Raw genomic sequence first — 15,952 nt, forward strand, 5'->3', positions numbered from 1 at the left:
GCCCGGGAATCCGTGTGCTCGCCGGCAGCTCACTGGTCACAGATGAATTTGGCGACCGAATCCCAGTTGCCGCTGTGGACGTCAGAGTCGTTGGGGGGCCCGAAGTCCTCGTAGCCACCACGCGCGCTTCCGTCGGGATGGATATTCCCGATATAGCGGCTGTGCCAACCGTTGTTCCAGTTGACGTTGAAACTGATGGCGTTGCCGTTGATACCGCCGGGCGTCGTGATGGTTCCTTTGACCTCGGGTCCACCGTGACCCTCGAAGCTGGCCTGGCCGGTCAAGGAGGTGTACGCGAAGACCTTGTAGCCGTTGTCCTCTGCAAGGATGAGTTCGTCGGTAGCGCCCCGCCACTTCTGACAGGTGTCTGCGGTGGCGACTGTGCGCGATGAGGCAGCTTGATTATCGGCAGCCGCCTGATCGCGCATGTCGGGGGTCACGCAGACTGCGTCGCCCGGATAGGCGTTGCGCCAGACGAATCCGGATTTACAGGCGTTGCCGCCGCCGGGTTGAACGTTTTGCGCGGCGGCGGCGTTCTCCTGCGCGGTCTTATCCCTGATCTCGGGGGTGACACAGACCGCGTCCCCTGGACGAGCAGCCCTCCAGACAAACCCGGGTTTGCACGCCGGTGCCGGCGGGTCCGCGGCTGCCGCCGGCTCCGTGATGAACGCGGCCACGCCGGCAAGAGCGATCACGCACAACGGCGTCCGCAGTCTGGATACGGTCGCCATGGCTTTCCTCTCGACTACGCGCGGCTTCGACGGCATGTTGCTCTCACGCTAGGCACAGACAGGCGCAGGGTGATATCGGTAATTTCCCTATGCAGCTGGTCGCCACCGTGCCGGCACGGCTCCGCGGAGGCCAACCAGCGGGTGCACCGTCAATGTTGCCGGCAGGCGCTTCGGCCCGAAATCGTTGCATGCGTTGCGTTGTCCACTGTGCGTCGCGGCCAAAGCGATGGCATGGGACCAGAGCCGCAATAACAGATAGGGAAACGCCCTATTTCTTCCTCGACCCGCCGGCCGTAGCTTCGAGCAGTCCGGATATCGAGAGGAGCGCTTTCTCATGTCCCTCGTTGCGACACCGCAATTAGCGACCCACGCGAAGTCCATCCGCCGCCTCGGGCGGGAAGCGCGAAAAGTATGTCACCGCAGTCGCCGTCGACTACCGATGTTGCCGTTGTGCGCCGCCGCCATCACGGTGCTGAGCTGTGCGGTGGTGCCGCCGGCCGCATCGGCCGACGGTGGATGCATTCCCAACGACATGGCCGGGCTGGTACCGCGTAACGCTCGACCCGGCGACAACGTTTGCGTCCCGAAGGCGATCGCCGACACCGTACAGAAGGAAAACGCGTCCGCGGCAAAGGGTGTGGGCTATGTGCCCGGCGGCGGCGCCTACGGACCGAAGACCTGTACCTCGGGTTTGGTGTGGCGCGAAGCATTTGACGGTGACGGGGTCTGCGTGGACCCTGGGCGGCGGCAACAAACCTGGCAGGAGAATGCCGATGCCGGTGTCGGCAACACCGGCGGTCTCAAGCCGGAGGCCGGCTTCAACCCCGGCGGTGCCCCGGCGGCCAAGGGTAGCGGTGGCCCCGATCCTGCTCTGCTCGCGGCGGTCAACGACGCCAGGATGAACCCCGGCAAGTACCCGCCGCACACCACAGATCCCAACACGGGCAAGCCATGGGACACCTCCGGCGCCGCAACGAAGGCCTGCGGGAAGCCTTTCGCCGATTCCGGGGCCTTGGACAACACGGCTGCGACGCACAACGGCTTCATCGCCACGATGGACCAAAATACGGTGAACAAATTTCCCAACATGCACAGGACCGCGAGCGGCGGCCTCGAAACGGATCAGGGCGGACCCATCACGCAAGCCGGATACTCGTCTACTGGAGAGATTGTTGCCGACGGCTTCACCTCCGAAGCGACTGCGCTGCAGTTCTGGATGCAAGATGACGGCGGCGCCAACAACTGGGGTCACCGCAACCTGATCCTGAACTGTAACCTCACGGACGCCGGCGCAGCGCACTTCGCAGGGGGTCCTTTAGGACATTATTGGACCGTTGACATGGGCTCCCACTGAAGCACACACCACGTTTGCCGAATGCACACGTCCTGAAGGAGGGCCCTGTGCCGCAACATATCTCGGCAACCTCGCCGCGCACACCGGTAGGCTTGGCGCGAGGTTCGGTCGCATTGCTCTCCCTCGCGGCGTTGTGGTGCGTCACGTCCGCCTGCGGATCGAGTGGCACCTCGGTCACCGCCGGCAGTCCTGGCGCGTCGCAGTCCGCGGCCACTACCGCGCCAGGTGGCGCCAAGCGCATCGACGCCTGCTCGATGCTCTCACCGCAAGACATTTCGCCACTCCTCGGCGTCTCCGTGCCCGGAGTGTCGACAGGAAAGGCTGCCGACCAGGCCGATTGCACGTGGACGAATACCGCGACCGAGGAATCGGTGTCGCTAACGATCAGCAATCCCGGCACCGCGCTGCACAACAAGCTTCCGGCCCCCGACTCCGGTTTCCCCGATCCCGGGACGCCGGGGCCGGACGGCATGCGCTACCTGGGAGGTGGCTCAGTCGAGTTCGCGGCCGGCGACCGCATCAACACCGTCCAAGTCGCCGTGCTCCGGATGTCCGCGGACCAGGCCAATGCTGCAGCCGTCAACCTGGCCCGCAAGATCGCGCCGATGGTCCCTCGCTGATCGCTGACCAGTCGCATTGGGTGCGCGCATTCTCGCTATGCACGCATGGCCGGCAACCGCTAAGCTCCGAGCGGGGAACTGCCCCACTCACCGCCGGAGACTGGTTGCGCTATGAACATGTTCGGAATCGCGCAGCGTTCCGCCGTCGGAGAGGCACGCTCGGAACCCGCCTAGAACAGACCCGGAAGCCCCCGCCAGTGAGTCCGCTCGTCGGCCGCAGCGAAGAAGTCCGCAGCATCGCCGATTTTCTCAGTGCGGCGACCGATTCCGCCACGGGGCTGCAAATCGAAGGCGATCCGGGTATCGGGAAGACCACGCTGTGGCTAGACGCCCTGCAACGCGCACGGCACCAGGGCATTCGCGTCCTGGCCACCCGGGCAAGCGAGGCCGAGTCGGTCCTTGCCTACGCCGGACTGGCCGACCTGCTGACCGAAGTCGATCACGGCGTGTGGGCCGATTTGCCGCCGCCGCAGCGACGCGCGCTGGCGGCGGCGTTACTCAGCGAGGAGCAAACCGCGGTGCGTGGGGTCGAGCAGCGCGCGGTGGGCGCCGCGTTTCTGACCGTGCTCGCAAGGCTGGCCGGAGAGTCACCGGTCCTGGTCGCCGTCGACGACATGCAGTGGCTGGACGGCTCCACCCGGGCCGCGGTGGCGTTCGCCGCCCGACGCCTGTCCGGCCCGGTGGCATGGCTGTGCACCCAACGCAGCGGTACCGCATCGTCATCGGGGAGATGGTTGGACTTGTCGAGGCCGGACGCAGTTCGCCGAGTCCGGCTGCCGCCGTTATCTGTTCGCGAGCTGCACGATGCGCTCATCGCGCAGCTCGAACATCCCATCCCGCGGCCACGCCTGCTGCGCATTCACCAGGTCTCAGGCGGAAATCCTTTTTATGCGCTGGAACTGGCCAGGGAGATCGACCAGGGCGGTGCCGGACTCGACCTTCGACTACCCGACAGCCTTAGCGAGGTGACGCACTCACGGATCAGCAGGTTCGACGACGACGCCGCTGAGGCGCTACTAGCGATCGCCAGCCTCGCCGATCCGGCGATACGCGTTGTCGCGCAGGCGATCGACGTCGCGCCACCACGCCTCCTGGAGATGCTCGGCGAAGCCGAGACGCGACAGATCGTCACCATCGATGGCATCAGCATTCGCTTCACACACCCTCTTCTGGCCCACGCGGTCCGCGTGCGGGCGAACCCGCTCGCCCGGCGGACCATCCACCGCCGTCTCGCCCAGGTCGTGACGGAACCCGAGCTGCGCGCCCGCCACCTAGCGCTGGCCGATCCGGTCGGTGAACCGGAAACACTCAGTGCGCTCGACGCCGGCGCCGACGTCGCCCGCGGGCGCGGCGCACCGGCGGCCGCCGCGGAGCTGCTGGAAATGGCCATCGGGCTGGGGGGCGCCACCGAAGATCGCCTGACCCTGTTGGCGCAGTGCCTATTCGACGCCGGCGACCCACGCCGGGCGCGCGAGGCTCTCGAAACGGCGGCAGAGCTAGCGGCGGGCCCTCGCCGCGCCAAGGCCTTGCAACAGCTGGCGATGGTGCGGCTCTACGACGACAGCTTTCTCGAAGCCGCGCAGATTTGTCAGCAGGCAGTGGTCGACTGCGGCGACGACGCGGCGCTGCGGGTGACCGTCATGACCACGTTGGCGTTCGCGCAACTGAACACCGGCGAGCGGGACGCTGCCCTGGCGACCGCCGAGCAGGCAGTTACCGTTGCGGAGAACACAAACCTTCCCGACGCGCTCTGCCGCGCGTTGAGCATGCGGGCGATCATGCGGTTCATGAACGGCGAGGGCATCGCCCCATCCGATTTGAATCGGATCGCTGCGTTGGACAGGCTGGACACCGCGATGCCGGTGTCGCTTCGGCCGAGCGTCCAGACCGCACTGCTGCGGGGCTGGACCGGCGAGTTCGCGGCGGCCCGCAACGTGCTTGCACAGCTTGCGCAGCGGTGCGAAGCCGTCGGTGAAGAGGGCGAGCTCATCTTCCTGGAGTTCCAACTCGTGCTGTTCGACACCTGGCTGTGCGAACTGGGGCGGGCCGCGGAAGTCGCCGACGAGGCCCAACAGCGGGCCCGCCAGCTCGGCGGCGGCGCGGCACTGTTCATCGCGTTGTCGCTCCAAGCCACCGTGGCCGCCTACCAGGGTCGGGTCGAAGAGGCTCGCCGTCACATCCAGAGTGCCCTCACGGCCGGTGTAGGCAGTGGCTACAACCTCATGCTGTCGTGGGTCATCTCCGTACACGGCTTTCTGGAACTGTCCCTTGGCGATCACGCCGGGGCGCTTGCCGCTCTCGAACCCTTGCTGCCGATGGTCTACCTCGTGCCGCGCTACACCGAGGCCGTCGGCGCCGGCTTCGTTCCCGATGCTGCCGAAGCACTGATCAACCTCGGTCGGCTCGATGAGGCCGAACGCCTGGTCGCCACCCTGGAAAGCAATGGGGCGCGACTGGAGCGCGCGTGGATGTTGGCCGTCGGCACGCGATGCCGGGCCCTGCTGTCGGCAGCGCGCGGCGACGTCGAGGCCGCCGTCACACATGCTCAGGCCGCGCTGGTCCACCACGATCGTGTTGACATGCCGTTCGAACGCGCACGGACGCTTCTGGTTCTCGGCCGGCTGGAGCGCCGACTGCGTCATTGGCGCGCCGCGGCCGCTGTGCTGAGCGAGGCCCTGCTGATCTTCGAGAGCGTCGGGACACCACTGTGGGCCGAACAGGCCCGCGCCGACCTGGACCGTGGTACCGCCGGGCGGACCCGATCCCCCGGTCTGACCCCCAGAGAGCGACGCGTCGCCGAGCTGGCCGCCGCCGGGATGAACAACCACCACATCGCCGCCAAGCTTTTCATCACGCGAAAGACGGTCGAAGTCAATCTCTCTCGCATCTACCACAAGCTGGGAATCCACTCTCGCATTGAGCTCTATCACGTCATGAACGACGCCGACTCTGAGCCGGCGGCGCACGAGTAGGCTCACTAGCACTGTCCGAGCGTCATCATTTTGTAGCAAGACCACTGATGAAACCCGCGCCAGGGCGACGTAGCGTGACACGATGCCCAACGGTGAGCGGGCGCGATCGCGCTACTTGGCCGAGTGGTACACACCGCGGCTCTCCGTCCAGCGAATCGGTGACATCGCCGAGCGGCTGCGCCGAACGTTGGCGGCGATGCCTGGCGAGCCCAATGCGCCGCAACTGCTTTACGCCGTAGAGGTCCCGCGGGATGCCTACGCGTTCGGTGTGTTCGCAGCCGACTCCCCCGAAGTGGTCCTACACGCCTGCCAGCAGGCCGGACTGCCCGCCGACCGTGTCACGGCCGCCGTTGAAGCGCTGTAACTGGAGAAGACGATCTCTCGCCGGACGGCTTGCAGGAGTGACGGCGGGGTTTTGCGGCTTACCCCGCACCAAACCGTGCTGACACTGAAAGCGATGAGCGGGCAGTGTCTGACCGCGTCACTTTCGGTGCCATGTCGTCCGGAACCACCGCTTCAGTCGCGATACGTGCGCAGACGAAAAAGGATTCGTGCGCCGGTGCGCAAGGTCGCGCCGCTCGGCTGAGGAACAATCACGTTTGGGGGATTCGTACGGGCTAGACCACTGGAAAGTGATTACCCATGGGCGATGTTCTCGACCCTGAGCTTGCTGCCGCGGTGGCTGCTCTGCCCACAATGGATCTTTCGGATCTTGCGGCGGCCCGGGAAAGCGGACAGTTGTTGTTCGCTCAGCCGAAATACCATGCAGGGATTCCGCTAACCGTTTGCGACGTTGCCGTCAACAGGAGTCGAGGCGCGGCAAAGATACCCGTCCGCATCTACGCGTCGGACCAGCGGTCCACCCCCGCGCCCGTGCTGGTCTACTTGCACGGCTGCTCCTACGTGATGGGCGGGTTGGCGATGGCCGACTTCACCGCCCGACTGCTCGTCGAATGGGCCGATGTTTCGGTGGTGACCGTCGATTACCGACTGGCACCCGAGGACCCGTACCCCGCGGGTTTGGAGGACGGCTATGCGGTCCTGTGCTGGGTGGCCGACAACGGCCTGGAATTCGGCCTGGATGCTGGGTCTGTCGGACTTTTGGGTGAAGGCGTGGGCGGCGGCCTGGCGGCGGCACTTGCGCTGCTTGCTCGTGACCGCGGCGGTCCCCGGCTGGCCGCCCAGTTCCTCGATGCCCCACTTGTCGATGACCGGCTGCAGACCCCGTCGATGAAGACCCTCGTCGACACCCCGATGTGGAGGCCGGTCGACTATTCGCTTGGCTGGCGCCACTACCTGAAGGGGATCGCACAGCCGGGCGGCGCGGACGTCCCGATCTACGCAGCGCCGGCCCGCGCTTCGGTGCAGGAACTGGTCGGACTTCCGCGGGCGTTCGTGACCACCTACCAGATCGATCCGACCAGGGACGAGGGCCTTCGCTACGCGAATCGCCTCATGCAGGCCGGTGTTCCAACCGATCTCGAGCACTATGCCGGGGCATTCCACATCGCTCACGCCATCCCCGGAACGACCATCGGGCTACGAATGATCAGCGACCGCGTCAAAGCAATTCGACGGATGTTGGTGGCGTAACGGCACTGCCAACGCGTCCTTGCCCTCGATCCTGCCGCCCGCCCGGTTCACTCGGTCACGGGTGACTACAGCCGTTGTCGCGCCGGCCGGCCATTGACTTGAACCTTCCCGACGGCCGCCTCGTACTTCAAGTGGCGGCAATTTAGCCAAGCCTCACCGAACCGGTGCAAGTTCGTTCGGTGCTCGGGCTTGTTCTTGGAGAGAGGGGGAACACCGATGGCTGGGTGTCCGTGCGGGGCGACGGGGCCGGGCGGTTCGGATTGAATTCACGACCCAAGGGCGACCCACCGCATTCCAGCGCTACGGCGCAGCGGAGCGCCTTGATCCGGCGGCGGAAGTATTCGCGTCGAATGCAGTGACGTTCTTCGTTGTGGAAGACGTCTCGGGGCCACACACGGCGGCCCGACTGCAATGCATAGACCTCGGTGAAAACGGAGCCGACGCGCGCCGTCCGACGTTGCGGTAATCCGCACGAGAAAACCGAAATCAATATTCGCGTGCCTCGACTGAAGGCACCACGACGATGGAGCAGGTTCATTGAACGCATACATCACAGCTACGGGCACTTTCCTTCCCGGCGAACCCGTACCCAACGAGGAAATCGAAGACTACATCGGCACGGCGGGGCGCTCGACCAGCGATCTCAAAGCGATCACGCTGGCCAACTGTGGCATCAAGACACGCCACTACGCGATCGACAAGAAGCAACAGACGGTTATCTCGAATGCGGCGATGGCGGCCGGCGCCGTTCGCAGCGCCGCGGAGCGCGCGGGGCTGCGGCCAGATGACATCGAATTGCTCTGCGCGGCGACCTCATTGCCCGACCTGGTGACGCCGGGCCTGGCCAGCATGATCCACGGTGAGCTGGGCTATGGTCCCCTCGAGATCGCCACCTCCCACGGTGTGTGCAGTTCGGGGATGATGGCCTTGAAGAACGCCTACCTCCAGGTGGCGATCGGCGAGAAGCGCAACGCGATCAGCGTCGCCAGCGAGTCCATCTCGCGGTGGCTCAAAGGGTCCCGCTACGCCGAGATGGGGGCCGCTGCCGAGGACGGCTCTTTGCCGCTCGAGGCCGCGTTTCTGCGCTACATGCTGTCGGACGGCGCCGGCGCCGCGGTGATCGAGGATCGGCCCGCTGCATCGGGTATCAGCTTGCGTATCGACTGGATCTCCCTCAGGTCGTACGCGAACACCCAAACGGCCTGCATGTTCCTGGGCAGCAAAGAAAGGAATTGCGACAAGACTTGGGTCGACTACCCGACCGCCTCCGAGGCCGCCGCGGACGGCGCGACCGTGTTGAGGCAAGACTTGTCGATGTTGCCTCACGTGGTCACGATCGGGGTCGACGAGTTTGAGCGCTTGAGTCGGCTCGGCAAGTTCGATCCCTCCACATTGTCGTGGGTACCCGCTCACTACTCGAGCGAGCGAATGAAAACCCTGGTGCTGAACGAGTTTTCGAGACGGGGTATCGAGGTGGCGTCTCGCCCCGAGATTTGGTACAGCAATCTGACCAGCGTCGGAAACATCGGCAGCGCGTCAATTTACGTGATCCTCGACGAAATGTTGCAGCAGGGGCTCATCAGAGACGGAGAAACGCTGCTGTGCATGGTCCCCGAGTCCGGCCGGTTCGCCATCTCGTTCATGCACCTGACGGCGGTCTCCGGGGCGGCTTCCGAGGATGGCCGATGATCGCATCGGTCGAGGGAGGCTCCACCACCCAGCGGAGCTACTCCAGGGCCGTCGTGTACTTGTACACGCAGACGGGGCAGCTGCGCGAGGTCACCAAGGCATTGACCGATCCCCTGGAGGGCCGTGACTGGAGCGTTCGGTGGGTCGACGTCCAACCGCGCAAAGGGTTCCCGTTTCCGTGGCCGGTTCGGCGATTCTTCGGCGTATTCCCGGAAGCGGTCGATCGATCGGCACTCGTCGAACTCGTCGAGCCGAAGGACGGATTCCACACGGCAGCGGACGAATTGGTGATCTTGGCGTACCAGGTGTGGTACCTGTCGCCGTCGATCCCGATTCGGTCGTTGCTTGCCGCCCACCCCGAGTCAGTGCGAGACCGTGACGTCGTCACGGTCATCGCCTGCCGCAACATGTGGTACTCCGCCGCCATCGAGATGTGTCAACTTCTGCGGGCCGCCGGGGCGCGCAGCGTCGAGGTCGTCGCCGCCACGGACACCCGTTCGTCGGCGACGACACTGGTCACGACGCTGCGTTGGCTGCTGACCGGAAACCGCGAGCCCTTCCTGTGGTTCGGGAGGGCGGGCGTCGGTGCGGATGAACTCGGCAGAGTCGCCGAGGTGGGTCGCTGCCTTGCCGAGGCGGAGCCACGGCCGTCCGAGATGGCGCCGGTGGTTCCGGCACTGGCCGTCGCCGATATCCTTGCCGGCCATGCCTTTCGGCGATGGGGCGCCCTGGCTGACCGGGCCCGCGCACACGGTAAAGCTGCGAGTGCTGCGAGCTTGACCGCATTCGTGCTGGTCTTGTTGGCAGCCATCGCGTTGGGTCTCCCGCTGGCGGCCACCGCGGAGGTCCTCGGTGGAGCACGGCTGGCGGCCCGCATACGCGGGCTGGTCTACCGCCAGATCCTTTTTGGGCATACCGCTTTCCGCGGAACAGAACGACCGTTGAGGAGCTTGAGCACGCTATGACGATGACCATGAAGACCATCGACCACCAGGAACTCGCCGACTGGCTGACCGCGGAGGTCGCCCGGCTCGTCGGGTTACCCGTCGACGCCATCGACGTCGACACGCCGCTTGCCGATTATGGCCTCGACTCGGCCGCCAGCCTCGCGCTGTGCGCGGACTTGGAGGACGAACTGGGCATCATCGCCGAAACGACGATCGTCTGGGACTACCCGACGGTCGATGGCATCGCGCAACACCTTGCAGCACTCGGGCGATCGTTGTGATACCCATCGCCGTGGTGGGGATCGACTGCCGCTTTCCGGCCGCGCCTGACAAAGACGCGTTCTGGCAGTTGATGCTTGATGCGACGGTCACCGATACGGAGGTTCCGGCCCAGCGGTGGAATGTCGACGCCTACTATGACCGAGGCGGAGCGCCGGGCACCATGAACACCAGGCGTGGCCACTTCATCGGCAACGTTGACGCGTTCGACAACCAGTTCTTCGGCGTCGCACCCATTGAAGCGGCTGCGCTCGATCCCCAGCAGCGACTGCTGCTCGAGACGTCGTGGCGGGCACTCGAGGACGGCGGAATCGATCCACGCTCACTGGCCGGCACGCAGACCGGTGTGTTCGTCGGGATCATGTCCAGCGAGTGGAGCAGTCTGCAGCTCAACGATTTCGCCGGAGTCACCCCGTTCCGCGGCACCGGCAGCGGCTACTTCATGGCCGCGAACCGGATCTCCTACCATCTGGGGCTGACGGGGCCGAGCATGGCGATAGATTCGGCGTGCTCCTCCTCGCTGACCGCGGTTCACCACGGTTGTGCCGCGTTACGGTCGGGCGAAGCTGACCTGGTCATCGCCGCGGGTGCCAACCTGATATTGACGCCTTCGCTTTCGATCTTCTATACCCAGGCGGGATTGTCGGCCCCGGACGGCCGGTGCAAGCCGTTTGGGCAACACGCCGACGGCATCGGCCGCGGGGAAGGCGTCGGCGCTGTGGTATTGCGCCGGCTTGACGATGCCCTGGCGGCGGGGCAGCCGATCTATGCGATCGTGAAGAGTTCGGTGGTCAACCACGATGGCCGCAGTAACGGAATCACCGCGCCGAACCGCCACACCCAGGTCGCACTGATGCGGCGAGCGCTCGAACTTGCCGAAATCGACGCGGCGTCGGTCGACTTCGTCGAAGCGCACGGCACGGGCACGGTCATCGGCGACGCGATCGAGGCCCGGGCGCTCGGTGAAGTGCACCACGCACGACGCGCCAATCCCTGCCTTCTGGGCTCGGTGAAGGGAAACATCGGACACACGGAGGGCAGCGCCGGCATCGCATCGTTCATCAAGGCGTGTCTGGCGCTGCAGCATCGCACGCTGCCACCCACGACGTACGGCGGTGAAGACCACCGCGGGCTGCGGCTCGATGAGCTCGGGCTGCAACTGGCCGACCGCGCACGGGCTTTGCCCACCGAAGGCGCAATCGGCGCGATCAGCTCCTTCGGCCTCGGCGGCAGCAACGCGCATGTGGTCGTGGAGTCCGCACCCGCACCGGCAGCGCCCGTCACGGGTCGATACGGAGTCTTGACAATTTCCGCATCTTCGCCGAAGTCCCTGTTGCGCAACATCGCGGCGGTCACTCCCGCGTTGGACTCCCTCGAGCCCGACCACGTGGCCTCCTGGTGTCGGTCGACCAACGTGGTGAAACGGTCGAATCGGCATCGCATCGCGGTGCACGGTGACCGTGACTCACTGCTGAAATGCCTCCGCCAGTTCACTGCGGGCGCTCGGCCCGACCTGGCATCGTCGGCCCCGGCGCGCAAAACTCCGGCCAGCTTCGGACTCCTCTTCTCAGGCCAGGGAACCCAGTACCCCGGCATGACACTGCCGCTCTACGAGGCCAATCCGGTGTACCGGAGCATTCTCGACGCGGCCGCGGCTGCGGTGAACCAGCATCTGCGCGCTGATGTGCTCGGGGCGCTTTTCGGGAGCCAGTCCAGCTTGGCCGACGCCAGCCTGGCACAGCCGGCCTTGTTCATCGTTTCCTATGCACTGGCAAGCACGCTGCGGGAGAGCGGGATCGAGATCGCCTTCGGGATAGGTCACAGCCTCGGTGAGATCACCGCGGCCTGCCTTGCCGGCGTGCTCACCCTCGAGGATGCGACCAGGTTGGTCGCCGTACGCGGGCGGATGATGGAGTCATTGCCGCACGACGGTGCGATGTTGTCGGCAGAACTGAGCCTCGCGGAGGCCGAAGCGGTTCTCGAAGCGGAGTCGGCCTGTGCCGTCGCGGCTGTCAACGGAGAGCACGCGTTGACGATTTCGGGGCCAATCGATGCCGTGGAACGAACTCACACGTTGATCAGGCAGCAAGGCCGGAAGGCGGTGCGCTTGAATGTGTCACAGGCATTTCACTCGCCAAGCATGAGCCCTATCGTCGAGGATTTCCGCCGCGAACTGCAGGGGCTCGAGCCCGGAGATGCCGAATTCCCGATCTTCTCGACGGTGCTCGGCAGGCAAGTCGTGGGCCAGGAGATGAATGCCGACTACTGGGCCGAGCAGATCCTTGCGCCCGTGCGGTTCTCGGATGCCGTGCGGGCGGCCTTGAGTTGGACAGTTCCCGCGTATTTCGCCGAGGCCGGCCCCAGATCTGTGCTGCTCAGCCTTGCCAGACAGTCCGAGATGGCCTCGGAGGCGCGCATGCTGGCGTTGTGCAGCGGTCCCGATTCAGGGGGGACCGAGTTGCTCGAAGTTGCTGCGGCAACGATGCGCGATGGGTATTCACCCGACCTCGACGCACTCTGCGGGCGCTCGACGGACTTCGCGTTTCGGCTCCCGCCTTACGTCTTCGATGATTCCAACCGATTCTGGCTCGACCGTCCAACCGTCCACGGCGAGCACATGTCGAACACCCAGACCACCGATGAATCGGCGAACGGCGCGCCGGCATCGTGCTCACCAACGGGCGATGTCGTCACAGCCGGAATCGTGGACATGATCGCCGATGTCGGCGGCTACCCAAGCGGCACGCTCGACTTGTCCAAACGACTCGTCGAGGACCTGGGGTACGACTCTCTGCTCCAACTCCGGCTGCTGGAGCGGCTTCGGACGCAGTACCCGCCACTGAGCGACGTCAACGTCGTCGAAGTTCTGCCCAGCATCGGCAGCGTCGGCGATCTGGTCGGCTTCATCACGCAACGGCTCAGCCTGAGCGGCGAGACCGGATGATCACTGCACGTGAAAGGATAAATGTCTCGTGAGTGCGCTCACCCGCCAAATAAACGTCACCGCGGCATCGTCTTCGCGGGGTCTCACCGCGGGAACGGTGGCGGCCCCAATCCGGCTGGGTTGGAGCGAAGTTCAGCACCGGGCAGCGCGGATAGCCGCCGGCCTCGGCCGCCTGGGCGTTGAGCCCGAGGGGTCGATTGCGGTACTGGCCAGCGACGCGGCCGATGTTGCCTCGCTCGCCCAGGCAGCCTGGTTCATGCGGGCGGCATTGACCATGCTTCAGCAACCGACACCCCGCGCCGACCTAACCGTGTGGCTGGCCGACACCGTACGCGCAATCCGCCTGGTCAGAGCGGATGTGGTGGTTGTCGGCGACTCCTTCCTCGCGGCGCTGGATCAACTGGCCAGCCACGGCGTGAAGGTTTGCACCGTCGAATCCCTGCGCACTGCTACACCCGGCGCGCTGAAACCCGACGACGCCCAAGACGAAGACATCGCGCTAAGGCAGTTGACCTCCGGCTCCACGGGCACGCCGAAGGCCGTAGAGATCACTCACGCCAACCTTGCCGCAAACGTCGTCGCGCTGTTCGATGGGATGAATGTGGACACCGACACCGACGTGATCGTGTCCTGGTTGCCACTCTCCCACGACATGGGCATGGTCGGCTTCGTCTGCGCGCCAATGCAAATGGGCGTCGAGACCGTTGTCGTCCCGCCGCAAGAGTTTCTCGCCCGACCGATCGTCTGGGCTGAGCTGATCAGCCGGCATCGCGCCACCATCACCTCGGGCCCCAGTTTCGGCTATGGCGTTCTGTCTCGTGCCTTGCGCCGCGTCAAAGAACCAGCGGTTATCGATCTCTCGTCACTGCGGATCGCGATAATCGGCGCGGAGCCTGTCGACCACCGTCAACTGACAGAATTCGCCGATGCGGGAGCGCCATTCGGGCTGCGCCCGACGGCATCGGTACCCGCCTACGGACTCGCGGAAGCGACCTTGGTGGTGTCTTTGGCGGTGAGCCGCGACCGGCCGATCGTGGATGCGATAGCGCGGCGTGCGGCCAGCGATCACCACCGGGCGCAACCCGTCCGCGATGACACCGAAGATGCGCAACACGTTGTCTGTCTCGGTCCACCCGTCACCGGCACCAGCGTTCGCATCACCCGCGGCGGGATGCCGTTGGCGCCAAGACAAATCGGCACCATCGAGATCAGTGGAGCTTCCGTCGCCAAGAACTACCTCACATCGGACGGTGTCACCCCTCTCGCGTCCGCGGCCGGGTGGTTCGATACCGGGGATCTCGGATACCTCGACGAGCAGGGAAGAGTTTATGTTTGCGGCCGCGCCAAAGAGCTCATCGTCATAGCCGGCAGGAACCTCTATCCGCACGACATCGAGCGGGCGGCCGAGGGTGTCGCGGGCGTGCGGACGGGGTGCGTTATCGCGCTGCGCGTCGATGAGGAGGAGGGCCCGGAGGGTTTTGCGGTACTAGCCGAAGTCCGCGACGTCGACGACGAGGCCACGCGGGTGCGGATCAGCCGCGACATCACGGCCCGGGTGAGCCAACACGTCGGACACCTTCCGCGCCAGGTCCGCCTTTTTCCGGCAGGCACTTTGCCGAAGACGTCGTCGGGCAAGCTTCGGCGAAATAGCGCTCGGGAACTCCTGCTGCGATGATGCCGCGGGCTACCTGAGCCCGGCGGCCCCGCGAAGCGCTATCAGCCCGGCGGCCCCGCGAAGCGCTATCGCGCTCGGGCTTCGACCAGACTCATGGGCGAGATGGTGGGAACCACGCGGGTCATGTGGAACCCCGCGGCGTCAAGCAAGCTCCGGTACTCCGCAGCGGTGCGTTCACGGCCGGCCTGCATTACCAGCATCTCGAGGTCAGACCAGTGCCCGACATGGTCGCGATTGTCGTCCGGGACCACGTATTCGATCAACACGATCGTCGCTCCCGTGGTTGCCGCCGAACGGACGTTCTGCAGGATGCGGACCGCCTCGGCGTCCGGCCAGTCATGAACGATCTGCTTGAGCATGTAAAGGTTCCCGCCCGGGGGAACGCTGTCGAAGAACGACCCCTCCGCGACTTGCACGCGATCAGCGACGTGACGCGCGCGCAGCAGGGGCTCGACGTCGGCGACGACGGCCGGCAGGTCATAGAGGACCCCTTTCGACGCGGGTGCGGCATTCAGTACCGCCGCCAGGTTTTGGCCAGTCCCACCCCCGACGTCGACGATGGTCGGATATGCGTCGAACGGGTAGGCGGCGACCAGAGATCCCACCACCATCTCGGTGATGTCGGCCATACATTTGCCGAACACCTCGACGCGCTCCGGGTCTTGATTCAAGAACTCGAACCCGCTGGTGCCGTACAGTACTGGGACAATCCCCTCCCCGGATCTGATCGCATCCGCCAGGTGACTCCATATCTCGCGATGTTCTTGTGAACCGAACATGCGGGCCGGACCGGCCGCCGAGAACCGTGCGTCCGGACGCAAGGTATCGGCCAGTGCGTTCAGCTCATAACGGCCGTCTTTGCGCTGCCGAAAAATTCCGCGGCCTATGAGCGCACGGATCAAGCGGCGCAGCGCATCGGCGTCGGCCTCGACTCGAGACGCCAAGTCCTCGAGGGGCAGGGGGCCGTCGGCGAGCGCATCGGCGATACCGAGTTGCACGGCCGCGGTGATCGCCTGTGCGGTCCAACCTTCCAGAAGCATCTCCAGTATCGCCACGTGCGGCGGGGCCGTTCGCTGATGAGCGCGCGACAGCGCGCCCCGTGCGCGTTCGACGACGCGAATGACTTTTGGTGAGATTTGCACGGTCAT

General features: G+C 65.5%; 12 protein-coding genes. 10 read left to right on the forward strand and 2 right to left on the reverse strand.

Annotated elements, in window-relative coordinates; genetic code table 11:
• Window positions 1–29: 29 nt before the first annotated feature.
• Window positions 30–731: a hypothetical protein gene (locus tag G6N56_RS09235; RefSeq protein ID WP_085256168.1), complete on the reverse strand. Its 702-nt coding sequence runs from the start codon at window positions 729–731 to the stop codon at window positions 30–32.
• Window positions 732–1,263: 532 nt separating this feature from the next.
• Between G6N56_RS09235 and G6N56_RS09240 the strand changes: the two genes are divergently transcribed.
• The 10 genes from G6N56_RS09240 (at window position 1,264) to G6N56_RS09285 (ending at window position 14,804) form a co-directional block, all read left to right on the forward strand.
• Complete coding sequence (locus G6N56_RS09240; protein ID WP_142280639.1) at window positions 1,264–2,085, forward strand: CAP domain-containing protein; 822 nt, start codon at window positions 1,264–1,266, stop codon at window positions 2,083–2,085.
• 47 nt (window positions 2,086–2,132) lie between these two features.
• Entirely contained in the window at window positions 2,133–2,705 is a 573-nt protein-coding gene (locus G6N56_RS09245; protein WP_142280638.1) for a hypothetical protein, read from the forward strand.
• A gap of 197 nt (window positions 2,706–2,902) precedes the next feature.
• Entirely contained in the window at window positions 2,903–5,677 is a 2,775-nt protein-coding gene (locus G6N56_RS09250) for a helix-turn-helix transcriptional regulator (protein WP_142280637.1), read from the forward strand.
• A gap of 82 nt (window positions 5,678–5,759) precedes the next feature.
• Complete coding sequence (locus tag G6N56_RS09255; RefSeq protein WP_085256165.1) at window positions 5,760–6,041, forward strand: hypothetical protein; 282 nt, start codon at window positions 5,760–5,762, stop codon at window positions 6,039–6,041.
• A 332-nt stretch (window positions 6,042–6,373) separates the two neighbouring features.
• Window positions 6,374–7,270: an alpha/beta hydrolase gene (locus G6N56_RS09260; RefSeq protein WP_264020123.1), complete on the forward strand. Its 897-nt coding sequence runs from the start codon at window positions 6,374–6,376 to the stop codon at window positions 7,268–7,270.
• A gap of 537 nt (window positions 7,271–7,807) precedes the next feature.
• Complete coding sequence (locus G6N56_RS09265; RefSeq protein WP_085256163.1) at window positions 7,808–8,959, forward strand: hypothetical protein; 1,152 nt, start codon at window positions 7,808–7,810, stop codon at window positions 8,957–8,959.
• Window positions 8,956–9,924: a hypothetical protein gene (locus tag G6N56_RS09270; RefSeq protein ID WP_085256162.1), complete on the forward strand. Its 969-nt coding sequence runs from the start codon at window positions 8,956–8,958 to the stop codon at window positions 9,922–9,924. The genes G6N56_RS09265 and G6N56_RS09270 overlap by 4 nt, the downstream gene beginning before the upstream one ends.
• A gap of 2 nt (window positions 9,925–9,926) precedes the next feature.
• Window positions 9,927–10,187: an acyl carrier protein gene (locus tag G6N56_RS09275; RefSeq protein WP_232069256.1), complete on the forward strand. Its 261-nt coding sequence runs from the start codon at window positions 9,927–9,929 to the stop codon at window positions 10,185–10,187.
• The gene (locus G6N56_RS09280) at window positions 10,184–13,129 is read left to right on the forward strand and encodes a type I polyketide synthase (protein WP_085256160.1); all 2,946 of its coding nucleotides are present in this window, start codon (window positions 10,184–10,186) and stop codon (window positions 13,127–13,129) included. The genes G6N56_RS09275 and G6N56_RS09280 overlap by 4 nt, the downstream gene beginning before the upstream one ends.
• A gap of 28 nt (window positions 13,130–13,157) precedes the next feature.
• Complete coding sequence (locus G6N56_RS09285) at window positions 13,158–14,804, forward strand: long-chain-fatty-acid--CoA ligase (RefSeq protein WP_085256159.1); 1,647 nt, start codon at window positions 13,158–13,160, stop codon at window positions 14,802–14,804.
• Window positions 14,805–14,869: 65 nt separating this feature from the next.
• Here G6N56_RS09285 and G6N56_RS09290 read toward each other — a convergent pair whose 3' ends face one another.
• The gene (locus tag G6N56_RS09290; RefSeq protein WP_085256158.1) at window positions 14,870–15,952 is read right to left on the reverse strand and encodes a methyltransferase; all 1,083 of its coding nucleotides are present in this window, start codon (window positions 15,950–15,952) and stop codon (window positions 14,870–14,872) included.

It is taken from the genome of Mycobacterium saskatchewanense (genome assembly GCF_010729105.1).
GTDB lineage: Bacteria > Actinomycetota > Actinomycetes > Mycobacteriales > Mycobacteriaceae > Mycobacterium > Mycobacterium saskatchewanense.